Below are 1,070 nucleotides of genomic sequence, written 5' to 3' on the forward strand. Positions count from 1 at the left end.
ATATAGGGGAATGATTTAAAACTAAAGTTCACACCACGTACTTTATAGCCATAAGAATTCCTCTCCTTAAATTATTAAAAATTAATCAAAGTCGAAATAGCCATCGAACTTTAATTACATATCAATGTTTATCTGTAGACAAATCCTTGTGGCCTCAGCACCCGCACTGCTACAGATGCATTTCTCTGATAATCTGATTTCTTGTTACTTCCTTGTTATTGTTTGTTTGTGCTCCTTGATAATGGCTCTATTGCATGGATTGCAGTAGGGCTTTTATTTCGGCCCTACACTACAATAAAATGTAGTCAATTAATTCAGATACTTATCTTCTAATAGTAACAATCAAACACTTTCAAAAGTCCCTTGTCGTTGAGTTGGATTAAATTAACCTGTTTAATTATTTCAATCTCTAATATCTCGATTCAATTCAGCTTCAAGGGGCTTTTCAAAGTGCTATAACAAATATAAGGAATAACCATATGGCAACAAGTAGTAAGAAGTACAAAATTACATATTACTCTGATGATATGGAACTGCTAAACAAAATGGCATTCATCGCAAAACAGTTTGATATTAAATCGGGTGAACTTGGCGAGGCTGATCTCCTGAAAAGCAGTGCTGTTGTGCTGAATGAAGACCATGAGGATTTTAATAAATCAGCACGGCAAGAAGAAAATGATTTAAATGAATTCAATGAGCTAATTAAAATAAAATATAAGGGGTCTAACTAAATGACTATTGCTGCATACGAAGAAATAAAGAATGAAGGTGACGTTTTAAGTTATTTTGCGGATGATGTATTCTCGAAAACAGCCGTTGTATTTTCCACATTAGTAGTAGACCTTGAACCGGGGTCAGTAGTGAAAAGTGACGGTAGTGCTTTGGTAAACTCCAGTACTACAGGCGAGGTATATGTGAGCTTGGACTATGCAGATAAAGGTTCCAATGTGCGGGTCAGGGTAGTTGGTCTTTTGGCTGTAGTAAAAGAGGCTTCTCTTATAGTAGCGGATAGTGGCTTACAGAAAGCTAAGGAGTTAATTACAAACTCTGGGTTTATTCGAATTCAATAG

The 1,070-nt window shown here is 35.7% G+C and carries 2 protein-coding genes; both read left to right on the forward strand.

The window, feature by feature from the left end; genetic code table 11:
- Positions 1-479 precede the first annotated feature (479 nt).
- Positions 480-731, forward strand: a complete 252-nt coding sequence (locus tag V2A85_RS23875) for a hypothetical protein (protein ID WP_420072579.1) — start codon at positions 480-482, stop codon at positions 729-731.
- Positions 732-1,070 carry a hypothetical protein gene (locus V2A85_RS23880; protein WP_145587929.1) on the forward strand — a complete coding sequence of 113 codons (339 nt, stop codon included), beginning with the start codon at positions 732-734 and terminating at the stop codon, positions 1,068-1,070.

The organism is Yersinia sp. 1252 StPb PI (assembly GCF_048593885.1).
Lineage (GTDB): Bacteria > Pseudomonadota > Gammaproteobacteria > Enterobacterales > Enterobacteriaceae > Yersinia > Yersinia enterocolitica_E.